Genomic DNA, 21,798 nt, shown 5'->3' with positions numbered 1-21,798 from the left:
AGAGGCGCTTCTTACAGCTTTACGCAAACTTTTCCGGGATTCAGAATCGCTTTCGGGTCGAAAACGGATTTGATTTCCTTCATCAGGCGCATGTTCACCGGGCCGGCCATTTCAGAAAGATAGGCCTGCTTTCCGTGGCCGATGCCGTGCTCGCCGGAAATCAGACCGCCGAATTCCGTTGCCTTGGCGTAAGCCTTCTTCATAAAGTCGTGCACCTGGCTCTTGAACTCCTCCAGCTCCATGTCGTTGGAGCAGGTGTAAATGTGCAGGTTGCCGTCGCCGGCGTGACCGAAGCTCTTCACCTCAAAGCCGTAATCGGCCTCAATGGATTTAATGTAGGTGAGGTACTCCGCGATTCTGCTGGTGGGCACGACCACGTCGCATTCATCCAGAAGCTTGGTCTGCGCTTCAATCGCCTCAAGGAACGAGCTGCGGGCCGCCCAGGCATCCTTTTTCAAGGCCGGGGTATCGGCGACCAAAACATCCAGTGCTCCGGCCTCCAGAACCACTTCAGAGGCTTTCTCAATGATCTCGTCGAGCTGGTCGGCGTTTTCGCCGTCAAAGGTGATCAGCAGGTAGGCGTTGACCTGGCTGCCCTCAAACTCCTGCGGGAACACGCTCTTGCCGAGGTAGGCCTCGGAAGAAATAACGATTTCGCGCTCCATAAATTCCAGCGCCTGGGGCTGCAGGTGCGCCAGCATGATCTGCGGAACGGCGGCGATACACTCCTCCAGATTTTCAAACAGAACGATCAGGCTGACGACCTCTTTCGGCTGGGGGATCAGCTTGAGCGTCAGCTCGGTGATGATGCCGAGCGTGCCTTCGGAGCCGATCATCAGGTGCAGCAGGCTGTAGCCGCTGCTGCTCTTCGATACGCTCGCACCCATGCGGACGATTTCGCCGGTAGGCAACACAACCGTCATGGCGCGCACATAGTCGCGGGTGGTGCCGTATTTCACGGCGCGCATGCCGCCCGCGTTGTTGGCGACGTTGCCGCCGAGGGTGGCGAATTTCTCGCCCGGATCCGGGGGGTACAGCAGGCCCTGCTTCGCGGCGTCCTCCGCCAGATCGTTGAGCAGAACGCCGGCCTGAACGCGCACGTTCAGATTCTCTTTGTCGTAGCCCAGAATCTTGTTCATCTTGGTGGTGGAGAGAATTACGCCGCCGCAAAGCGCGACCGCGCCGCCGGTCAGACCGGTGCCCGCGCCTCTGGGGGTAACGGGGATGCCGTTTTCGTAGCAAAGCTTCATCACAGCCGCCACTTCCTCTGTGGAGGTGGCCTCGATGACCACCTCGGGACAGGCTTTGCCGTAAATCGGCATCTCGTCGTGGGTGAAATCGTCGTTGATGTCTCCGTTGACGGAAACACGGTTCGGTGCGATTTGCCTGAACTGTTCAATCAATTCAGGTGTGACCTTGTTGTACTGGCTCATAACTGCATGTTCCTTTCCTGATTACTACTAATGATGTATCCAAACAATCGAAAGGCCGCTTGCTCCGGGAGCGTTTCATCCCGGCAAACTCCCTGCCCAAAGGGGAGATTCGGGCAGGCGCCGTGCTCTGGGGAACAAGCGCCGCGTCACTTTCAGACCAAAGAGAGCAGGCTGTACCCAAAATAGGAAATCAAACCGAAAATCACAATGTACAGCAGGTAATATTTGAGGGTGATGCGAAGGATGTTGCTTTCCTCTCCGCTGGTTCCGGTAGAGGCCACCGCAATTGCGATGCTCTGGGGCGAAATGATTTTGCCGGCCGTGGCACCGATGGTGTTGGCGGCCACCAGCCAGATTTCCTGTATGCCGATGGCGCGCGCGGTCTCTGCCTGCAGTGAGCTGAACAGCACGCTGGAGGAGGTGGCGCTGCCGGTGACAAAGGTGCCGATCGAACCGATCAGGGGCGCTACGAGCGGGTAGGCCGTGCCGGTAACCGCCACCAGAAACGCGGCGATGTCACGCGTCATGCCGCTGTAGCCCATGATCTTCGCGGCGGCCAGAATCGTGATCAGCGTAATCATGGTTTTCAGCATCTGCTTCAGAGTCTGAACCAGCACCTGAGCCATGTCGGAAAGGCTGGCTTTTTGCAGCAGCCCGCCCAGAAACGCGGCGATAAAAATCAGTACGCCGGGGGTGGTCAGCCAGGAGAAGGTGTAAGGCGCGGCCCCCGCGCCCGAGTAGATGACGACGCTGGTTTTCACTGCGGCAAGCACGTTGTAAACCGGGGGCACCAGCTTTGAAACGGTGAGCAGAAAGACGAAGATCAAAAGGAACGGCGACCACGAGATCACAGCCTCGCGGAGGTTCGGAAGCTCCTGCTTTTGCAGCTCGTCTTTCGTTTCCTCAGAAAGCTGATATTCCTTCGGGGGATTCTTGCAGAAAACCTTCGCCGCCCAGATGGTCAGCAGCATGCTCGCGACCGAGCCGGTCACTGCGGGCAGCTCCGCACCGATAAAACGGGCCGCGAGAAGCTGTACCACCGCAAACCCAAGGCCCGAAATCAGCGCAATGTGCCAGCTGCTTTTCAGGCTCTTCAGACCGCCGCCGGTGATCGTGACCAGCAGAAGCGGCGTGAGAACGACCATGAGGAACAGCTGCAGCGACACCACAACCGCCGTAGCCTGCGGGTCAAGGCCCGAAACGGACGCGGCCGTCACGGTGGGAATGCCGATGGACCCAAATGCCGTTGGGGTGGCGTTTGCCACCAGACAGACGACGGCGGCAAAAATGGGGTGAAAGCCGAGGCCGCACAAAATGCTGGCGGGGATGGCGACGGCGGTTCCGAAACCGGCCATGGCCTCCATAAATCCGCCGAAGCCCCAGGCAATGATCAGCACCAGCACCCGTTTGTCGTTTGAAACGGATGTCAGCATTTTTTGAATTCGCGCCATAGCCCCGGTTTTCACGGTGAGGTTATATGTAAAGATCGCAGCGACGATGACAAGAGAAATGGGCCAAAGCGCCATTGTCGCGCCTTCCAGTCCGCCGGTAAATACCTCAATTCCGGGTGCTTTCCAATACAGCAGTGCCAGCAGAACGGTAATGACGAGCGCTACGGGACAGGCTTTGTAGGCGGGCATTTTCAGGTAGCACAAGGATACAACAAGCCATAGAATCGGCAGCAGCGCAAGAATAAATTCCAGAAACACAATTGCTCCTCCTTATTGGCGCCTTTGATAATTAAATTGATACTACCAAATTGCGCATGAAATGACAGAGCACTCCCCTTGCACTGTCACTTTGTCTTATTATCCTCTGGAAAAAATGCTTTGTCAATAACAAAATTTGTGCATTTCGATTGATTATAAGAAAAATGTTAAGAATATACATTGAAAACGAAAGATTATTGGCTCTACCAATACAGGAAGAGAATTCCCTCTTTGGAAAATCTGACGAAAGCCGGAAAGGCTTTCAAAAAATGACACGCAAATTCGGGCAGAGTATCCGAAAATCAGCGGATTCCATGATATAGAAAACGTTTCGGAGTATGGAAGATCATTCATTTCCCCACAGCGTTTCGCCGGGCCGTGTAGAATGTTCTCTGCCGGTTCCGTAAAGGCGCAGAGCAATCATGGCTTCGTGTGGAACGGCGCAGGGAATCGTCATTTTGCCGAAAATAAAAAAGGTATGGCCAAGCGGAAACTGCTTGGCCATACCTCAAATAAAAAACGGACAGCTGATCACTGCCCGCCGCAAATATGTGTGATTTTTTAAAAAAAGAATCAGGTGTTTTTCATTATCACGCTTTCCACAACGTTGGCCACATCCTCACACGCGTCGCAACAGCGCTCCAGGCGGCTGAAGATTTCCGTCCAGGTAAAGATTTCGATCGCATCGGAGGGGTTGGAGTACAGCGAGTGAATCGCGTCGGTATACAGCTTGTCCCCATCCTCCTCCATACGGTTGATGTCGATAATCATCTGGTGGATGGTGCCGGATTTGTTGAAGTTATGAAACTCCTCCATCATCGACTTCATGGCTTTACAGCAGGAAACGATGATCGAGCCGAACTGCAGTGCCTCGGGGCGGATGGTTTTGATGTGGAACATGTACAGGCGCAGCACCACGTCTTCGATTTCGTCGGTCACGTCGTCGATCGTCTGGGCCAGCTCAATAATATCCTCGCGCTCAATGGGGGTGATGAATTCTTTGACCAGGCGGCTCATCATCACATGCTTGCCAAGGTCTGCCGCGTGCTCAATGGCATGCATATCCCGAATACAGGCGTCCATTTTTTCCGGGTGGTAATTCTTCAGTGTTTTCAGCAGCAAATCAGCGGCCTGCATGCAGTAATCGATGCCCTCGGACAATACATGATAATAATATTGATCACTTTTTCTCGCCATAGTTTCGATTCTCCTGTTTCGTCAAGGTGTCGGCCTAGGCCGGATTTAAAAGATCGTTATAAACAGTTTCGCCATCACGAAACCAATCATTCCGCACCCGGGGAAGGTCAGCACCCAGGTCATCACCATTTCTTTTACAACGCCCCAGTTAACGGAAGACAGACGTTTTGCGGCGCCAACACCCATAATAGAGGTGGTTTTGGTATGTGTGGTGGAAACCGGGATGCTCGTCAGGGAAGAGAGCAGCAGGCAGGCCGCCGCGGCAAGGTCTGCCGTAAAGCCCTGGTGCTTTTCCAGCTTTACCATGTCCATGCCGACGGCCTTGATAATGCGGTAGCCGCCGATCGAGGTTCCAAGGCCCATCACCAGAGAACAGAACAGCATCAGCCAAATGGGAATCTGGAAGTTCGGCACGTTTGCCTCGCCCTTGGCCAGGAACATGCCCAGCATGAACACGCCCATAAATTTCTGGCCGTCCTGCGCGCCGTGCATAAATGCCATTGCCGCGCCGCCGCCAATCTGCGCTTTCTGGAAGAACGCGGTCGTTCGCCGGCGGTCCATGTTGCGGCAGATGGACTGCGTGATCTTGGCGCTGACCCAGCCCATGGCAAACCCCAGCAGGGTAGAGAGCACCAGGCCGTAAATCACCTTGATCCATTCCGCGCCGTTGATGCCGGAAAGGCCGCCGTGCAGGGCAATTGCCGCGCCGGAAAGACCGGCGATCAGCGCGTGGCTTTCACTCGTTGGGATCCCAAACCACCAGGCGGCGGTAGCCCAGATAACGATTGCCAGCAGTGCGGCGCACAGGGCAACCAGAGCTTCGTGCGTATTGCCGCTGAAGTCTACCATGTTGTAAATGGTGGCGGCCACGCTGGCGTTGATGGAGGTCATAACAAAAACGCCTAAAAAGTTGAATACAGCCGCCATCATGATGGCGGGCCTTGGCGCCATGGCGCGGGTGGATACACAGGTGGCAATCGCGTTGGGGGCGTCCGTCCAGCCGTTTACAAGAATCACTCCGGTCGTCAGCAGCGCTGTGATTCCCAGCATGGGGTAAGCCGACATCCACGATATAAAATCTGTTAGTGAAACAGTCATTTACACTCCCCTTACATGAAAATTTAATCGATTTTTAACCGTTTCTTAAAATTGTTCGTTTTCATTATATCACATCTTTTCGCAAGCGAAAGAACTTTTATATGGAAAAAGAAAAGTTCTCAAACTATATCAATGATCGCGCATTTTTCAGCGAAAAAAGACGTAAATGTTCACAATAATTTTCCCCAAAAATCAAAAATGGATGAATCTAGAAAAACAAAAATGTATAGATTCACAAGAAAAAACCAAGCTTTTTACTATGATTTTCATAGTAAATCATAAAATATTTACAGAAAGGTGCAGCTTTAGATTCAAAGCTTATATCCGTACAGGGGCGGAAAGAAAATAGATAAATATAAAATGTAAATTTAAAATATAATATATATTTAATAAATAAAATTTATTAAATAAGTAATTGAGCATCATGCTGATGAAGTTGCAATTCTGATGAGAATCGAAATGAAACAGCCGCTCTGCCTACTTTTGTTTCCGGCTTTTTATTCTTCCGGCGGAACCAAGTTTTGACAGAAACAGCCGTTTTGAGCGGCTATAATAATTTTGCGGCGCAAAAAGGAGGGGGCGGGATGAAGCAGATTATCTATGTGGATGTATTGGTTGCCGTCAACCTTTTCGTCAATTACTTTTTGCTCTTGACGGTCGCCGGATTCTTTCATATCTCCGCTTCGCGGCTGCGTATGGTGCTGGGGGCGGCAATTGGGGCCATCGGCTCTCTCGTCATACTGCTCCCGTCGCTGCCGCCGCCTGTGTCTTTTTTGATCAAGCTGGTTCTTTCCGTCTTTATTGTTGTTACAGCGTTCGGCGCTCCGTCCCTGCTTTTCTTTCTGCGCACTGTCGGCGGGTTTTACCTGACCAGCTTCGGCTTTGCGGGGGCAATGCTGGCGTTGTGGTATTTGGCGGCGCCGAGCGGAATGATCATCAAAAACTCCGTGCTTTATTTTGATATTTCCCCGCTGATGCTGCTGGCTCTGACGGTTGTTTGCTACGCGGGGGTCACCTTGCTGAACCGGCTTACCGGGCAGCGGCAGCCCGCCGCGCTGTTCTGCTTTGTCACGGTCCGCGCGCAGGGGAAAAGTGTGCGCCTTACCACAAAAATCGATACGGGGAACAGCCTCAAGGAGCCGTTTTCCGGGTACCCGGTGATCGTGGCCGAATATCGGTGCGTACAGGAGCTGGTGCCGCCCGCCGTGCGCTCCTATCTGTTCGTGGCAGCGGGGGAAAAGCGGGAAGAGGTGCAGCCGGGGCTTCGACTGGTACCGTTCCGCGCGGTAGGCGGAGAGGGAATTTTGCCGGCGTTTCGGCCGGATTGCATTGAAATTCAGACAGCGAAAGAGAGGATTGCAGTTCAGGAGGTGTACCTGGCTGTTTCCGCCCAAAAACTGGGCACGACAGGCTTCAGCGCTTTGCTGAACCCGGAGCTGATCACACAAGGCAAGCGGATTGCCGGAAAGGAGAAATCGTTGTGAAAAGGGGAATGGAAAAACTGATTTCCGGAATCAGGAGGTGGCTGCTGCGGCTGCTCTGGCGCTTTTGGCCCGCGGCGGAGGTGCACTACATAAACGGCCCGGAAACCTTGCCCCCGCCCCTGACGCCGGAGCAGGAGGCCATTGTGATGGACAATGTGCGTCAGGGCAGAGAAAACGCGCGCGAACCTTTGATTACCCACAATCTTCGCCTGGTTGTTTACATTGCGAAGAAATTTGAATCCAGCTCGGCCGGTGTGGAGGATCTGATTTCCATCGGGACGATCGGTCTGATCAAAGCGGTCAATACGTTTTGTCCGGAGAGAAACATCAAGCTGGCGACCTATGCGTCGCGCTGCATTGAAAACGAGATTCTGATGTACCTGCGCAAGAGCTCTCAGCTGAAAAACGAAGTATCCATTGACGACCCATTAAATGTGGATTGGGACGGCAATGAGCTGTTGCTGTCCGATGTGCTGGGCAGCGAACAGGATACCGTTAACAAAGGAATTGAAAAGGAGGTGGAAAAGGATTTGCTGCTGGAGGCGGTGGGGCATCTTTCCTCCCGTGAGCAGCAGATCATGCAGCTTCGCTTTGGCCTGAACAATTGCCGCGAGCATACGCAGAAGGAGGTCGCCGACACACTTGGAATTTCGCAGTCCTACATTTCTCGGCTCGAAAAGCGGATCATCGAACGGCTGAAAAAAGACCTGGAACGGGTTGGGTAAAACCAAAAGGCGAGAACTGCCGCTAAATCAATCGGCGATAGCGAATTGTACGGCATCACCATGGGGATAAACAAGAAATCGCGCTTTGAAATGGTATTACAGGGCCAGCTCAAGGCGCGTTTTTGTGTGCCGTTTTACAGCGGCACCGCGTGCTCCCGGCGCGTGCCGAAAAGGCGCCGCGTTTCATAGAAAATAACAGCCGAAGTTTGTCCGCTGTTTCACGACAGGATTACATAAAGAGCAAAAAAGCAGCCCCCGCCTGATGGCAGGAGCTGAGACTTCCGTTTTCCCTCTTATCAAATTGGGACGCTGCGATTTTACCCTTATCGTTTGGTGTTCGGCCCTAACGCCGCCTTTTTGGTGCTATGGTTCTGGTTCTGATTTTCGGTCTTGCTCTTGGAAATATCTGCGCTGATTCCCTTGTTGCTTGACCGCTCGCCGGTGTTCAAAGCTTTGTTTTGTTCATTCATAAGATCACCTCGGGATCGGCTGGTTGAAATAAACTGAATGGATTGGAAAAATAAAAACAATGGGGCAAGCGAAGCCGTGCGTTCGGCTGCGGGGATTTATTTGCCGTCGACAATGTCCTGCAAGCACCGCATCAGGTCGTTCATTGTATACAGCTTTACATCGCGGCCAAGAATTTCATTTTTCAAATCGATGGACAGAGATTCAAATTTATCGCGGATTCTGGGATCAATATAAGACATCAAAATCACCTCGGCACTAGTGTGTGCAGGCCGAGGAATTTTATGAGTCGATCGGAATGGTTAACGTGCGATTCATAGGGCGGTTTCTGTTGTTCCGGCTCGCACGCATGCGTGCGTTTTTCATCATTGTTTTTTTACCAACATAGTCGACGAGCTTTTATGTAAAATAAAAATAAAATGGATCCCCCTGCATGATCCTATATCATAACATCCGTCTGGCGGGCGGGGGATTTATGCCGCAAGCGTCGATGCGGTCGAGTCGCCGCGGCAAAAGAGTTTGCCCCGTGAATCCACGGCACCATTGTAATATTTTGACCGAATGGAGCAGAACGCAACGCTTTAGAGTAGATATAAAAGAGTATGATTCGCTACAATACAATAGATTGAGGATCAAACGGCGCCCGCTGGGCGCTTAAAAAAGAGGATTTGGTTAGCTATTGCTAACTTACAGGAGGGACTTTATGTCTGAAAACAACAGCTCAAACAAAAGCTTACAGGGGAAAGATCTGATTAACGTAGGTGTTTTTACCGCGATGTACTTTGTCATCGTTTTCGCGGTCGCCATGCTGGGGTACATACCAATCTTTATGCCGCTGCTCTGCGTGCTGGTGCCGATCGTCGGCGGAATCCCGTTCATGCTGTTTTTGACCAAGGTGAAAAAGTTCGGGATGATCTGGATCATGAGCGTGATTATGGGAATCTTGATGCTGTTGACCGGTATGGGATTTTATTCCATTCTGGTGGGAGCGGTATCCGGGCTGATCGCCGAACTGATCTTTAAAAGCGGCAATTACAGAAGTGCCTCTAAGGCTGTGCTCACCTCTGGTGTGTTCAGCGTCTGGGTCTGGGGGAATTTTGTCCCGCTGTTTTTAAATATCGAAGCATACTTTTCTACCCGGCAGGGGTATGGTCAGGAGTATATTGCTGCGCTGACAAGACTGATGCCTCTTTGGATGTGCCCGGTTTTGCTGGTTGTCTCATTTATCAGCGGCATCATCGGCGGCCTGCTTGGAAAAGCTGCCCTGAAAAAGCACTTTCATAAGGCGGGGATTGTGTAATGCCCGCTTTTCTGCTCAATTCCAATACAGGGAAACGAACCCTGACGCTCGACCCCAGAACAAAGCTGCTGTTGCTTGTTACCATGGCCGTCTTCGTGCTTGGGGGCCTGGGCGGGGCTAAAATGGAGAGCTTTCGGTTGGTTATTTCGGTTATGCCGCTTTTCTTCCTTTTGTTTTCTAGAAAGTGGAGAGCGGCTGTTACCTTTGCGCTTCTGTTTTCCACTTTTTATTGGATGCAGATTTACCTGATACCGATGACCAGCGGCTTTGTCAATTTTATGGTGATCGCGATGACGGGAATCGTCACCCGCTTTATGCCGAGCATTGCGATGGCATACTTCGTCATGTCCACCACGACGGTCAGCGAGTTCGTTGCCGCTATGGAGCGGATGCGCCTTCCCGAGCAGATCGTGATCCCCATGTCGGTCATTTTTCGCTTTTTCCCTACGGTCGGGGAGGAGTACACCGCCATTAACGACGCGATGCGCATGCGGGGCGTCCGCTTCGGCGGCGGGAAGGTGACTGCCATGCTCGAATACCGGCTGATCCCGATGATGATCTGCTCAGTAAAAATCGGGGAGGAGCTGTCTGCTTCTGCACTGACAAGAGGGCTTGGCGCACCGGTGAAAAGAACCAATATTTGCAGAATCGGTTTCCGCTTACCAGATGTGATTGTGCTGGCTTTGTGCCTGCTCGCATTTGGAATGTGGATCATGAATTCCTTGTTTGTATGAGATAAAACGCGTTGACTGGAAAAGTGATTTTACGCGAAATGAGTGGTTCTTTCCTCTGTTGCGGCGGGAGGAAGAATTCAATTGCTTTTACAGCAAAAAGATAATATGAGGGCAAACCATGATTGAACTTAAGAATGTTTCGTTTCAGTACGAAAACGCGGATTCTGCCAACAGCCTGAAGGACATCTCGCTGAAGATTGCCGATGGCGAGATGATTCTGCTGTGCGGGGAATCCGGCTGCGGCAAAAGCACGCTGACAAGGCTGCTGAATGGGCTGATTCCGAACTTTTATGCCGGCAGGCTGAGCGGCAGCGTCTGCATCGATGGAAAACAGGTGGAAAGTCAGCCCTTGTACGAAACGGCGCAAAAGGTCGGGTCTGTGTTCCAGAATCCGCGTTCGCAGTTTTTTAACGTGGATACCAACAGTGAGCTTGCCTTTGCCTGTGAAAATATGGGAATGCCGGAGGCGGAAATTGAACAGAGAATGGATCATACTGTCGAGAGTTTCGGCATTCAGAAGCTGATGAACCGAAGCCTCTTCGAGCTGTCCGGCGGCGAAAAGCAGAAGATCGCCTGCGCGTCGGTCTCTGTCAGTGCGCCGGAGGTCATTGTGCTGGATGAGCCCTCCTCGAATCTGGACGTGTTCGCCATCAACGATCTGCGCCGTATTCTTCAGGATTGGAAGTCTCAGGGGAAAACCGTGATCATCGCCGAGCACCGGCTGTACTATCTTCGCGAACTTGCGGACAGGGCGGTTTATCTGAAGGGCGGCAGAGTCAGCCGTATTTTAAGCGGCGGGGAGTTGAATGCGCTCAGCGGTAACGAGCTGGCAGAAATGGGGCTAAGGCCCCTTACGTTGGACGGCCTTGCGCAGACCCGAAAAAGGGAAGAGGGCGACGGGCAAACGGTTTGTATCCGTGATTTGGCCTTCGCCTATGAGGGGCGAACGCCTTTTCTGAACATTCCGCAGCTTTCTGTGCCCAAGGGCAGCTGCACCGCTGTGATCGGCCATAACGGTGCAGGGAAAACAACCTTTTCCCGTTGCCTGTGCGGGCTTGAAAAGCGGTGTAACGGGGCGATTCAGGACGGCGCGCAGCACCTTCGGCGTGGAAAACGGCTGAAGCATTGCTATATGGTGATGCAGGATGTCAATCATCAGCTGTTCTGCGAAAGTGTGCTGGACGAAGTGCTGCTCAGCATGGAGGAAGAGGACCGGGGGAAGGCCGAGCAAATCCTTTCAGCGCTTGATCTGTCCTCGCTTCGTGACGTTCACCCAATGGCCCTTTCAGGCGGGCAGAAGCAGCGGGTTGCCATTGCCTGCGCGGTTGCGTCTCAGCGGGACTACATCTTGTTCGACGAGCCGACCAGCGGGTTGGATCTGCGCCACATGAAAGAGGTGGCAAGTCATATGGATGAGCTTAGAAATAAGGGGAAGACGCTGTTTGTCGTTTCACACGACCCGCAGTTTATTCTAACCTGTTGTTCCTATGTGGTTCATATGGAGCGCGGCCGGGTAAAGGCCCAGTATCCGATGGATGCCGAGGGCCAAAGCAGACTTCGCAATTTTTTTGCCTGCTCTGTCAGGCAGAGTGTATAAGGAGGGAAAGAATTTGAAACAACAGTCAAGTATATCGCAGTTGTTTCAGTACGCCGGAAAGTTCCGGTATCTGACAATTGCGTCGTGGATTTTATCCGCGGTCAGCGCATTGATGGCCCTGGTGCCGTTTGTGTACATTTGGGCAATCATTAAAGAGGTGCTGGACGTCGCCCCGAATTTTTCGTCGGCACAAGGCCTTGCGCACAACGGGTGGATGGCGGTACTGTTTGCGGCTCTGTCTTTGTTTGTCTATGTCTGCGGGCTGATGTGCTCCCATATTTCCGCGTTTCGCATCGCGGCCAATATCCGCTCAAAAGCCATGCACCATATTGTTACGCTGCCGCTTGGTTTTATGGGCGGCTTTGGCAGCGGCAAAATGAGAAAAATCATCAATGAATCCAGCGCGGCTACCGAAACGTATCTGGCACATCAGCTGCCGGATAAGGCGGGGGCAATCGCTACGCCCATCGGCCTGCTGGGCCTGCTTTTCTTCTTTGACTGGCGTCTGGGGCTGCTCAGCATTGTACCGGTGATCCTTGCCTTTGTGATTATGTCCAGAATGACGGGCGAGAAGATGCAGCAGAAGATGAAGGAGTACCAGAACGCACTGGAGGATATGTCGAACGAAGCGGTAGAATATGTTCGCGGTGTGCCTGTGGTGAAAACCTTTGGGCAGACGGTGTTTTCTTTTAAGCGCTTTAAAGCTGCAATCGATAATTACGGCAAATGGGTGATTTCTTACACCAAGCAGCTTCGCCTGCCTATGATGGTCTACACCACGGCGATCAACGGCGTGTTTGCCTTTTTGATCGGTGCGGGCATTTACTTTACACAGGGCGGTGTGACCAACACCTTCCTGATTAACCTGATCTTTTATATCATTATCACTCCGGTCATTTCCATCACCCTGACAAAAATCATGCATTCCAGTGAAAATCAGATGATTGTCAAGGACGCGTTGGAGCGTATTGACAGTGTTTTGAACATACAGCCGCTGGCGGAGGAAACAGAACATCCGCTTCACTCGAAAAACGCTTCTGTGGAGCTTCAGAACGTGTGCTTCAGTTATGATGGAACCCATCGGGCGGTGGATGGCGTTTCGCTCAAAATTGAGCAAGGGAAAACCGTGGCATTGGTTGGCCCGTCGGGCGGCGGCAAGTCGACTCTGGCGGCGTTGATCGCCCGCTTCTTTGATGTCGGTGAGGGCAGCATTCTCATCGGCGGGGCAGACATTCGCAAAATTCCGAAAGCAGAGCTGATGAAAACGGTATCCTTTGTCTTTCAGGACAGTCGGCTGCTGAAAGCATCTATTCTGGATAACGTTCGCCTTGCAAAGCCGGACGCCTCGCGGGAAGAGGTTATGAAGGCCCTGACAGCGGCGCAATGTATGGATATTATTGAAAAAATGCCTGCCGGACTTGATACGATCGTCGGCACGAAGGGTGTATTTCTCTCGGGCGGCGAACAGCAAAGAATCGCCATCGCACGCGTGATGCTGAAAAACTCACCGGTCGTGATTCTGGATGAAGCGACAGCCTTTGCCGACCCGGATAATGAAAGCCGGGTACAGGCCGCGTTTGCCGAGCTTTCCAAACAAAAAACAGTAATTATGATCGCCCACCGATTGACTACGGTAGTAGGTGCGGATGAAATTTTCGTTTTAAAGGACGGAAAGATTCTTCAAAACGGCACGCATCAACAGCTTTTAGCCCAGGGCGGCCTGTATACAAAAATGTGGAATAACTACCAGACCTCCATCAAATGGAAGGTTGGAAAGGAGGCTGTGTCATGCTGAAGAAAATTCAAAGAGCATTTGCTTTGTCCGAGCAGGGTGCAAAGGATCTGATTAAGGGCAGTGTAGCCTGCGTGTTCCGCGACCTGGCACTGATGTTCCCTGTTGGCCTGATGTATTACCTGATTCGCGATCTGCTTACCGGTACGGCTCCCAACGGTACGTTCTATGTCATTGGAATTCTGGTCTGCCTCGCGCTGATTTTTGTTACCACTTATTTTCAGTACAACGCAACCTTTCTTGCTACTTACAAAGAAAGCGGCGTACGGCGCATTTCTTTGGCGGAAAAGCTGCGTAAGATTCCGCTTTCCTTCTTTGGAAAGAAAGATCTGGCCGATCTGACCAGCACCATCATGGCGGACTGCGCGGTTTTGGAAACCTCGTTTTCTCACTATATCCCCGTGCTGTTCGGGTCAATCGTTTCCACCGTTGTGGTTGCGTTCAGCCTATTTGCTTTTGACTGGCGTATGGCTCTGGCTTCGCTTTGGGTCATTCCGATTTCTCTTTTAATTGTTATTTTTTCGATTCGAGTGCAGGATGCATTGAGCCGCAAACAGCTCGATGCCAAAATGGCCTGCGCGGATGGAATTCAGGAGTGCCTGGAATCGGTGCGCGACCTGAAGTCCAATAACGCGGAGCAGAATTACCTGAAGGGCTTGGACAAAAAAATCAAGGCGGTGGAAAAGCGGGCAATTGTGTCTGAGCTTGGCACCGCAGTGTTTGTTGTATCCGGGCAGCTGATTTTAAAGGTCGGCATTGCGACTGTTGCGCTTACCGGTTCTGTCCTTCTGATCAACGGAACGCTCGACGTAATGACTTTCTTTCTGTTTCTGCTGGTGGCTTCCCGGCTGTACGATCCCTTCCAGGCCGCGCTGCAGAACTTTGCGGCGGTGATTGCCACACGAATGCACGTAGCCCGCATGAATGAAATTCTCGACCATCCGGTACAGAGCGGTTCTTCAGAATTTGATCCAGATGGGTGCGATATTGTCTTTGACCATGTCGCGTTTGCCTACAATGGGGAAGAGGATGTGCTCAAAGACGTTTCCTTTACCGCAAAGCAGGGAGAAGTGACCGCGCTGGTCGGCCCCTCCGGCGGGGGGAAGACCACGGTTTCTCGTCTTGCGGCTCGCTTTTGGGACATAAGTCAGGGGAAAATCACGCTTGGCGGCAAGGATATTTCGCAGGTTGACTCTGAGACACTGCTTTCTATGTACTCCATCGTGTTTCAGGATGTTACCCTGTTTAATAACACGGTGATGGAGAACATTCGCATCGGGCGGCGCGACGCCACCGACGAAGAAGTGATTGCGGCGGCAAAGGCGGCCCGCTGCGAGGATTTTGTGGCGCAGATGGTAAACGGCTACCAGACGATGATCGGCGAGAACGGAACCGCGCTTTCCGGCGGGGAACGCCAAAGAATCTCAATTGCCCGCGCCCTGCTCAAGGATGCGCCTATCGTGCTGTTGGATGAGGCCACAGCCTCTTTGGACGTGGAGAACGAAACGCTGATCCAGTCCGCTATTTCTGAGCTGGTCAAAAACAAGACTGTACTGGTGATCGCGCACAGAATGCGCACGGTAGCGGGTGCGGACCAGATCGTGGTTCTTTCCGACGGAACGGTTGCCGAGCACGGCACGCCGGCGGAGCTGATGAAGACAAAGGGAATTTTCCATCATATGGTAGAGCTGCAAACAAAGCACGCTTAGCATACCTGGTCACTTGAAATCCGGCACTTTATTCTCGTCAATATGACAGGCTTTCCTGATTCGGGCCTTCTGCCAATTTTGGCGGAAGGCCCTTTTGCAGATTGTTAATTTCCCTGTGAAAGTGCCGTGACCGATGCTTCCTGAAATTCTGTAAACTGCCGAAGGATCTCCGGGTGATCGGTGAAAAAGCGGTTGAGCATTTCGATGTCCGAAACGGTTGAGGGGCTCAGCGTGTGCTCGATCAGCTCGGTTTCCTCCAGTGGATTCGAGCTGCCCAGCAGCTTTAAAAAGGCTTCGATCGTCCGGTGCCTGGCCAGAAGGTATTCTCCCGCCTTTTGGCCCTGCTCCGTAAGCAGAATCACCTCGTAGCGGTCGTATTTCAGGTAGCCCAGAGCGGCCAGCTTGGAAATCATTTTAGAGGCGGACGACGGCTTGACGTGGAGCAGCTCAGAAAGCTGTCCCACACGGGCGTAATGATTTTCCAGATGGAGCCTGTACGCCATCTCCAAATAATCCTCCAGCGCCGGGGTCAGCTGGCCGTCCTGGTGGTTCGCCAGCTGGTACCCCCGCACGGTTCTGAAATCGGAATTGCTGCTGTTGTTCATAGAATCAAACCTTTACCTGTATTTTCCGTTCGTTTCACAGTGGGAACAAATTGATTCAAAGGGTTGATTTTCTCCCCCGCCAAAGGCGGGGGAGAAAATCGCCGGATTTCTGCCGGCATTACATTATATTCGTAACACAATTTATTTAGGCATCATATATTAGCGCAGGGAAACAATTTTGCCCCGCGCTGACTCGGCCTGATTGGAAGGCTTGTTTTAGGAGGAACTATTTATGAATCGAAATCAGATCACTTTGGATCAGCTGCCGGTAGGCAGGAAAGCAAATGTCACCATGCTGACATCCGACGGAACCACCAGAAGGCGTATGCTCGACCTCGGGGTCGTGGGCGGAACCGAAATCGAGCCTCTGTATAGAAGCCCCTCCGGCAATCCGGTTGCATACCTGATCCGCGGCGCGGTGATCGCGCTGCGCTCCGACGTGTCGAAGAAAATAGTCGTTTCCGTATCGTAATGAACGCAAAGAAGCGGGAAGCGCGGCCGCCATGCGGATACGGGCCGGCCGGATTCCCGCTCCGCCGATTCTATTTTGGGAGGTTTTTGAATGGGATTAACAAACGCATCTACGGGAGCCGGCGTGCTGAATCACTGCGGTCTACATATTGAAAAGGAGACCGAGCAGGATCTGATCATCGCGCTGGCCGGAAATCCGAATGTGGGGAAAAGCACCGTCTTCAACGGCCTGACCGGCATGAACCAGCACACGGGCAACTGGCCGGGGAAAACGGTGGTGAATGCGCAGGGGAAGTACCGCCACAACGGCACGAATTACATCATGGTGGATATTCCCGGAACGTATTCGCTGATCGCCAACTCCGCCGAGGAAGAGGTTGCCCGGGATTTTATCTGCTTCGGCGGGGCCGACGCGGTGGTTGTGGTGGCCGACGCCACCTGCCTGGAGCGCAATTTGAATCTGGTGCTGCAAACCATGGAGATCACCGACCGCGTTGTGCTGTGCGTCAATCTGATGGATGAGGCGAAGAAGAAGAAAATCCGCATCGATCTTCCCCGCCTGTCGGAACGGCTGGGGATTCCGGTGGTAGGCATGAGCGCGCGGTCGGGCAAGGGGCTCGACAAGCTGATGGACACCGTGGCGGCGCTGACGCGAGAGGAAGAAAAGAAGAATCCGCTGCGCATCCGGTATGGCGACGAGATCGAAAGCGCCGTGGCTTTGATCGAGCCTGTGGTTGCGGACGTTTTACACGGCGCCGTCAACAGCCGGTGGGTGGCGCTGCAGCTGCTCGACAACGACGACAGCCTGCTTCGTTCCATGAAAAACTACCTCGGCTATGATCTGCTGGAGTCGCAAGAGGTGTTGCAGCAGGTTGCGCAGGCCCGCCGGGAGTTGGAGGCCGCTGGGATTCCGCAGGAGGAGTTCCGGGATGAGGTGGTTACGAGGATCGTAAAGACCTGCGAGGAGATCAGCCGTGAAACCGTGCGGTTTGAGGAGGAGAAATATGCGGAGCGCGACCGCCGGATCGATCGCATTCTGACCTCCAAGCTGACGGGGATCCCGATTATGATCGCGATGCTGTTTGGAATTTTCTGGATCACCATCAGCGGCGCGAATGTGCCGTCGGCCATGCTTTCCGAAGCGCTGTTCTCTCTTGAGCAGCCGCTTAACGATTTCTTTCTTTTCCTATCGGCGCCGGATTGGCTGCGCGGAATTGTTGTAGACGGTGTGTTCCGTACGCTGGCCTGGGTCATCTCCGTCATGCTGCCGCCCATGGCGATCTTTTTCCCGCTGTTCACGCTGCTGGAGGATTCCGGGTATCTGCCGCGCATCGCGTTTAACCTCGACCACTTTTTCTGCAAGGCGTGCGCGCACGGCAAGCAGGCCCTTACCATGTGCATGGGGTTCGGCTGCAACGCCTGCGGCGTGATCGGCTGCCGGATTATCGATTCCCCGCGGGAGCGCCTGATCGCCATTCTGACCAATAATTTCGTCCCCTGTAACGGCCGGTTTCCAACACTGATCGCGATTATCACGATGTTCTTTGCCGGCGCGGTGGGCGGAGCGTTTCAGTCCGTCGTTTCTACCCTGATGCTGACAGGGGTGATCGTGCTCGGCGTTTTTATGACGCTGATGATTTCCCGCCTGCTTTCAAAGACCATTCTCAAGGGGCTGCCGTCGTCCTTTAATCTGGAGCTTCCCCCTTACCGCCGCCCGCAGGTGGGGAAGGTGATCGTGCGCTCCATTTTTGACCGCACGCTGTTTGTGCTGGGCCGCGCCGTGGTCGTCGCCGCGCCCGCGGGCCTGGTGATCTGGGTGCTGGCCAATATCTCTGTCGGCGATATGAGCCTTCTCGCGCACTGCGCGGCGTTTCTTGACCCGTTCGCAAGGCTGATGGGGCTGGATGGATATATTCTAATGGCGTTTATTCTGGGCTTCCCGGCCAATGAAATCGTTGTGCCCATCATTATCATGAGCTATATGGCGACCGGAACGCTCACCGAGCTGGAAAACCTCTCTGAGCTTCACACCCTGCTCGTCAGCAACGGCTGGACGTGGCTGACCGCCGTTTGCACCATGCTGTTCTGCCTGCTGCACTGGCCCTGCGGCACCACTTGCCTGACAGTAAAAAAAGAAACCCAAAGCCTGAAATGGACCCTTGCCGCCTTTGCCATCCCGACGGCTACGGGAATTATTTTGTGCATGCTTGTGGCCAATACCGTGCGCCTGCTGGGACTGGCGTAGCCAAAAGAAAAAAGGAAAATCAAAGCGGCCCCGACGCCAAAATGGTGTCGGGGCCGCTTTTTCAGGCTGTATGCCCGGCAATCAAGTCAGCGGCCGGGGGGGGGGGGGCAAGCTTCTTTTGCCGCGATACAGACCCGGCCGTCTGAAAATGAAAAATCATTCGGCAAATATCCGCAGGAGAATCCGCAAAGCTGCTTTGGGGTACTGCCGTGGAAAACAAGCTCCTGTGAATATTTCCAGCCCGAAGCATCACCTGTATCGCAATTGTACTCAAAAATTATTTTTAAATACCGGTTGACTCTCACACAGTGAGATGCTTTATACTGGGTATGAGCTCAAAAAACACATATATGTGAGGGAACAAACATGCTGAAAATAGGTGATTTTTCAAAGCTGTCCAGAATCAGTATCCGCATGCTGCGGCATTACGATGAAATTGGTCTGCTCATACCGGAGAGCATTGATCCCGCAACGGGCTACCGGTATTACAGCGAAACGCAGCTTCCGGCAGCAAATCGGATCCACGCGCTCAGAGAAATGGGGTTCGGCCTTTCGGTTGTTGCTGAAATCCTGAAAACGTATCGTGATCCCGAGGCCTTGCGGCAGTATCTTCTGCTCAAACGGGAGGAAATACTGGAGCAGGAGGAAAAAATCGGCAGGCAGCTGCTGCTTCTGGAAACAGCCATCACCCGACTTGGAAAGGATGAAAATGTGATGGAATACACGGTAACACTCAAAGAAATGCCAGAAAGAACTGTCGCGAGTCTTCGGAAGATTATTCCTGCTTATGAGAGGGAGGGAATTCTCTGGGAACAGCTCCGGCGTGAGCTCGGCCCGCAGAACGTTCAATTTGCCACCCCCTGCAACGCCCTTGCGATTTTTCACGACAACGAGTATAAGGAAATCGACCCCGACGTGGAAATTCAGATTTCCGTACAGGGCAGCTATCAAAATACGCAAAACGTGGTTTTCCAAACGGTTCCGGCCGTACAGATCGCTTCCGCAACCTACCAGGGGAGCTATGAGCAGGTCGGCGAGGTTTATCAGGCGGTCGCCAATTGGGTAAAAGACAATCATTACGATTTTGATGGATCGATGTTCAGTATTTATCACGTCAGCCCCGCGGAAACGCGGAATCCGGATGAACTGGTTACCGAGGTCTGCTTCCCTGTGAAAATGAAATAAATTTTCCGGGGATTTTCGCGAACCGAGTTTGCGGCAGCAAGCTGCACAAAGCAGCGGCTTCAATACCAGAAGAATGCACCTTGAAACGGGTCTGTAACGCCCGACCAAGGTGCATTCTTGTGCATTTCAGAATTTTACCAAGAGATCGTGCTGCAGGATGCAATTCGTTGCCGCTTACCGGAATGACTCCCGCAGAATGCGAATGCTGTCTTCTCTGGAAAGCGGGACGGGGTCCACCAGGAACAGCCCGCCCATGGTTTGCCTGGCGTTGTCCGCGTATTTTTCCAGATTGGCGCCGTCGATCCCGTAGTCGCTCATTTTGAGCTCCGCCACGCCGCAGGCCGACTGCAGATCGCAGAGCGCGTGAACAAAATCCATGGCGGAAGAAGCGTCGGCTTTGCCGAGTGCCTTTGCCATTGCGATCATACGCTCGTCGCAGGCGCGGGTATTCGCAAAATGCGTATAGTATGCCTTGCTGATCATAATCAGCCCGGCCCCGTGCGGGAGCTCGTGGTGGAACGCGCTGAGCGCGTGCTCGAGACTGTGCTCCGACGTGCAGGAGGAGAGGGACTCCACCATGCCGGAGAGTGTGTTGGCCAGCGCAACGTCGGCGCGGGCCGCCTCGTCTGTTCCGTCTGCCACCGCTTTCGCAAGGCTTTTGCCGACCAGCTCGATCGCCTTGAGCGCAAACAGATCGCTGATCGGGTCGGCAATTTTGGCAAGGTAGCCCTCCGTGCTGTGGAACAATGCGTCAAAGCCCTGGTATGCCGTCAGGTGGGGCGGCACCGTCAGCATCAGGTCGGGGTCTACGATGGAGAGAACCGGGAACGTCTTTTCATACCCAAACCCGATCTTTTCGTTGGTGTCTTCCTTGGTGGTCACCGTCCAGGGATCGGCTTCGGTTCCGGTGCCCGCCGTTGTGGTGATCGCCACAATCGGCAGCGGGTCGTTCGGCACGGGTTTTCTCTGGCCCGAGCCGCCGGAGACATAGTCCCAGTAATCCCCCTCGTTCGCTGCCATTACCGCAATCGCCTTGGCCGCGTCGATGCTGCTGCCGCCGCCGAGGCCCACCACAAAGTCGCAGCCCTCGGTGCGGGCAAGCGCCGCGCCCTCCATTACGTGCGATTTGATGGGGTTGGGGAGGATTTTGTCAAACACGGCGTGCGACACTCCGGCCAAATCCAGCTGCTCCTCCACTCTGGCCAGGTAACCGTTGGAGCGGGTGGATTTGCCGGAGGAAATCACGATCAGCGCCCTTTTTCCGGGCAGCTTCTGGCTGTGCAGGCTTGAAAGCCGGCCCTTTCCGAATAGAATTTTCGTGGGGACAAAATAATCGAATTGCATTTGAATACCTCCATTTTCTATTGTATCATTTACTTTTGAATAGCCTGACGCAAGTGCGGCGATTTCTTTTCCTGCCTGCACAGGAGAAGGAAATCAATCTCTTTTATTACTATAATCCTTCGAGTATGCTCAAAGTCAAGCCCTTTGCGGCAAGAATTTTTATTCTTGACTTTGAGAGCGCTCTAAGGTATAACGGGAGCAGAGAAACCGACAAATTTCGGATTGTGATCAGGAGGTATTTTCCATGGGAGATACGATTGCGGAGGCATCAAAACACACGGGCCTGAGCGAGCACACCCTACGGTATTATGAAAAGGAGGGGCTTTTGCCTTCGATCGGGCGCGATTCCTCCGGATGCCGTTCCTTTCAAGAGAACGACTACGAGTGGATCGAGGTGATCTCCTGCCTGAAAAACACGGGCATGACGATCCGGGAGATCCGCCAGTTTATGGATTGGTGTAAAGAAGGGGATTCCACGCTGCAAAAGCGCCTGGAGCTGTTTTTGGAGCAGAAGCGCCGGGCCGAGCGGCAGATGCGCGAGCTGGAGCAGCATATTCAGAAAATTGAGAAGAAAATCCGGTTTTACGAAACGGCGGTAAAGGCCGGCACGGCTGCGGTACATATCGGGAAGAGCTGCGACGGCTGCGACTGAGCCATTTTGTTCAAAGGCTCCCCGCGGATGATTATTTTCCATATTTTTGC

The 21,798-nt window shown here is 53.2% G+C and carries 20 protein-coding genes; 11 read left to right on the top strand and 9 right to left on the bottom strand.

Features of this window, described 5'->3' with window-relative positions:
- Window positions 1–11 precede the first annotated feature (11 nt).
- The 5 genes from G340_RS0103095 to G340_RS0103075 form a co-directional block, all read right to left on the bottom strand.
- On the bottom strand, window positions 12–1,433 hold the full coding sequence (locus tag G340_RS0103095; RefSeq protein ID WP_020072197.1) for an FAD-binding oxidoreductase: 1,422 nt from the start codon (window positions 1,431–1,433) through the stop codon (window positions 12–14).
- A 152-nt stretch (window positions 1,434–1,585) separates the two neighbouring features.
- The gene (locus G340_RS0103090; protein ID WP_020072196.1) at window positions 1,586–3,142 is read right to left on the bottom strand and encodes an L-lactate permease; all 1,557 of its coding nucleotides are present in this window, start codon (window positions 3,140–3,142) and stop codon (window positions 1,586–1,588) included.
- A gap of 346 nt (window positions 3,143–3,488) precedes the next feature.
- On the bottom strand, window positions 3,489–3,647 hold the full coding sequence (locus G340_RS17735; RefSeq protein ID WP_020072195.1) for a hypothetical protein: 159 nt from the start codon (window positions 3,645–3,647) through the stop codon (window positions 3,489–3,491).
- 68 nt (window positions 3,648–3,715) lie between these two features.
- Window positions 3,716–4,339 carry a DUF47 domain-containing protein gene (locus G340_RS0103080; RefSeq protein ID WP_020072194.1) on the bottom strand — a complete coding sequence of 208 codons (624 nt, stop codon included), beginning with the start codon at window positions 4,337–4,339 and terminating at the stop codon, window positions 3,716–3,718.
- Between the two features lie 45 nt (window positions 4,340–4,384).
- Entirely contained in the window at window positions 4,385–5,437 is a 1,053-nt protein-coding gene (locus G340_RS0103075) for an inorganic phosphate transporter (RefSeq protein WP_027103837.1), read from the bottom strand.
- Between the two features lie 584 nt (window positions 5,438–6,021).
- Between G340_RS0103075 and G340_RS0103070 the strand changes: the two genes are divergently transcribed.
- Together G340_RS0103070 and sigE are read left to right on the top strand one after the other, a co-directional pair.
- Window positions 6,022–6,921 carry a sigma-E processing peptidase SpoIIGA gene (locus G340_RS0103070; RefSeq protein ID WP_020072192.1) on the top strand — a complete coding sequence of 300 codons (900 nt, stop codon included), beginning with the start codon at window positions 6,022–6,024 and terminating at the stop codon, window positions 6,919–6,921.
- 8 nt (window positions 6,922–6,929) lie between these two features.
- On the top strand, window positions 6,930–7,646 hold the full coding sequence (gene sigE / locus G340_RS0103065; protein ID WP_051092131.1) for an RNA polymerase sporulation sigma factor SigE: 717 nt from the start codon (window positions 6,930–6,932) through the stop codon (window positions 7,644–7,646).
- 323 nt (window positions 7,647–7,969) lie between these two features.
- Here sigE and G340_RS18180 read toward each other — a convergent pair whose 3' ends face one another.
- The gene (locus G340_RS18180; RefSeq protein ID WP_020072189.1) at window positions 7,970–8,116 is read right to left on the bottom strand and encodes a hypothetical protein; all 147 of its coding nucleotides are present in this window, start codon (window positions 8,114–8,116) and stop codon (window positions 7,970–7,972) included.
- A 96-nt stretch (window positions 8,117–8,212) separates the two neighbouring features.
- Entirely contained in the window at window positions 8,213–8,356 is a 144-nt protein-coding gene (locus G340_RS18175; protein ID WP_020072188.1) for a hypothetical protein, read from the bottom strand.
- Between the two features lie 461 nt (window positions 8,357–8,817).
- Here G340_RS18175 and G340_RS0103045 point away from each other — a divergent pair, with 461 nt between their 5' ends.
- From G340_RS0103045 to G340_RS0103025, 5 genes are all read left to right on the top strand, one after another.
- Window positions 8,818–9,414 (top strand): MptD family putative ECF transporter S component, encoded by a 597-nt coding sequence (locus tag G340_RS0103045; RefSeq protein WP_020072187.1) that lies wholly within the window; start codon window positions 8,818–8,820, stop codon window positions 9,412–9,414.
- Window positions 9,414–10,148, top strand: a complete 735-nt coding sequence (locus G340_RS0103040) for an energy-coupling factor transporter transmembrane component T (RefSeq protein WP_020072186.1) — start codon at window positions 9,414–9,416, stop codon at window positions 10,146–10,148. The genes G340_RS0103045 and G340_RS0103040 overlap by 1 nt, the downstream gene beginning before the upstream one ends.
- A gap of 118 nt (window positions 10,149–10,266) precedes the next feature.
- The gene (locus G340_RS0103035) at window positions 10,267–11,745 is read left to right on the top strand and encodes an ABC transporter ATP-binding protein (RefSeq protein ID WP_020072185.1); all 1,479 of its coding nucleotides are present in this window, start codon (window positions 10,267–10,269) and stop codon (window positions 11,743–11,745) included.
- Window positions 11,746–11,758: 13 nt separating this feature from the next.
- Window positions 11,759–13,540, top strand: a complete 1,782-nt coding sequence (locus G340_RS0103030) for an ABC transporter ATP-binding protein (protein ID WP_020072184.1) — start codon at window positions 11,759–11,761, stop codon at window positions 13,538–13,540.
- Complete coding sequence (locus G340_RS0103025; protein ID WP_020072183.1) at window positions 13,534–15,246, top strand: ABC transporter ATP-binding protein; 1,713 nt, start codon at window positions 13,534–13,536, stop codon at window positions 15,244–15,246. The genes G340_RS0103030 and G340_RS0103025 overlap by 7 nt, the downstream gene beginning before the upstream one ends.
- A 104-nt stretch (window positions 15,247–15,350) precedes the next feature.
- On the opposite strand, the gene G340_RS0103020 is transcribed toward G340_RS0103025, so the two are convergent.
- Window positions 15,351–15,851: a metal-dependent transcriptional regulator gene (locus G340_RS0103020; RefSeq protein ID WP_020072182.1), complete on the bottom strand. Its 501-nt coding sequence runs from the start codon at window positions 15,849–15,851 to the stop codon at window positions 15,351–15,353.
- Window positions 15,852–16,083: 232 nt separating this feature from the next.
- On the opposite strand from G340_RS0103020, the gene G340_RS0103015 reads away from it, so the two are divergent.
- The 3 genes from G340_RS0103015 (at window position 16,084) to G340_RS0103005 (ending at window position 19,752) form a co-directional block, all read left to right on the top strand.
- Window positions 16,084–16,323 (top strand): FeoA family protein, encoded by a 240-nt coding sequence (locus G340_RS0103015; protein ID WP_020072181.1) that lies wholly within the window; start codon window positions 16,084–16,086, stop codon window positions 16,321–16,323.
- A 90-nt stretch (window positions 16,324–16,413) separates the two neighbouring features.
- Window positions 16,414–18,567, top strand: coding sequence for a ferrous iron transport protein B (gene feoB, locus G340_RS0103010; protein ID WP_020072180.1), 2,154 nt, complete (start codon window positions 16,414–16,416; stop codon window positions 18,565–18,567).
- Window positions 18,568–18,933: 366 nt separating this feature from the next.
- Entirely contained in the window at window positions 18,934–19,752 is an 819-nt protein-coding gene (locus tag G340_RS0103005) for a MerR family transcriptional regulator (RefSeq protein WP_020072179.1), read from the top strand.
- Window positions 19,753–19,926: 174 nt separating this feature from the next.
- Here the strand turns inward: G340_RS0103005 and G340_RS0103000 are convergent, their stop codons facing one another.
- A complete protein-coding gene (locus G340_RS0103000) occupies window positions 19,927–21,096 on the bottom strand; it encodes an iron-containing alcohol dehydrogenase (RefSeq protein ID WP_020072178.1) in 1,170 nt (389 codons plus the stop codon).
- 244 nt (window positions 21,097–21,340) lie between these two features.
- On the opposite strand from G340_RS0103000, the gene G340_RS0102995 reads away from it, so the two are divergent.
- Window positions 21,341–21,748, top strand: coding sequence for a MerR family transcriptional regulator (locus G340_RS0102995; RefSeq protein WP_020072177.1), 408 nt, complete (start codon window positions 21,341–21,343; stop codon window positions 21,746–21,748).
- Window positions 21,749–21,798 lie beyond the last annotated feature (50 nt).

Source organism: Faecalispora sporosphaeroides DSM 1294 (assembly GCA_000383295.1).
Lineage (GTDB): Bacteria > Bacillota > Clostridia > Oscillospirales > Acutalibacteraceae > Faecalispora > Faecalispora sporosphaeroides.
This window is presented reverse-complemented; position numbering and strand designations above follow the sequence as displayed.